General features: G+C 67.5%; 1 pseudogene. It reads left to right on the top strand.

Annotated features, from left to right (window positions below):
• Positions 1 to 42: 42 nt before the first annotated feature.
• Positions 43 to 508, top strand: a pseudogene (locus EOB36_RS34025) (integrase); the annotation flags it as partial.

Raw genomic sequence — 508 nt, 5'->3', positions numbered from 1 at the left:
GGAGAAGGAAGCGCATCCGCTGCGGGGGCCCAAGAAGAAATCATGGCCCGGCTGAAGCGTGCGGAGCCCTGCTGCGGTTGGCCTGCGGTCTCGACGGCCGGTGAGATCCTGAAGCGGCATGGACTTGTGGGGCGTAAGCGCAGGCGCTGGAAGGCGGCCGGCAACGGTCCATGGCCGGAGCCCGAGGGGCCGAACGCGCTGTGGACGGGCGATCACAAGGGCTGGTTCCGGACTGGCGACGGGTGGCGCTGCGAGCCGCTGACGGTGATGAATGGGGCGTGCCGCTATCTTCTGGCGCTCGAAGCAACGGGTTCGACGGCGGACGCCGAGGCCTGGCCGGTGTTTGAGCGCCTGTTTGAAGAGCATGGGCTGCCGGATCGGTTCAGAAGCGACAATGGCCCACCCTTCGCATCGCCTGGCGTCACGGGTCTGACGCCGCTTGCGGCGCGCTTCATCAAGCTTGGCATCGCTCTTGAGCGCATCCAGCCGGGCAAGCCGCAGCAGAACG

It is taken from the genome of Mesorhizobium sp. M6A.T.Cr.TU.017.01.1.1, assembly GCF_004023115.1.
GTDB classification, from domain to species: Bacteria; Pseudomonadota; Alphaproteobacteria; order Rhizobiales; family Rhizobiaceae; genus Mesorhizobium; species Mesorhizobium mediterraneum.
Note: the sequence above shows the minus strand (reverse complement) of the source record. Positions and strands in the feature narration are given on the sequence as shown.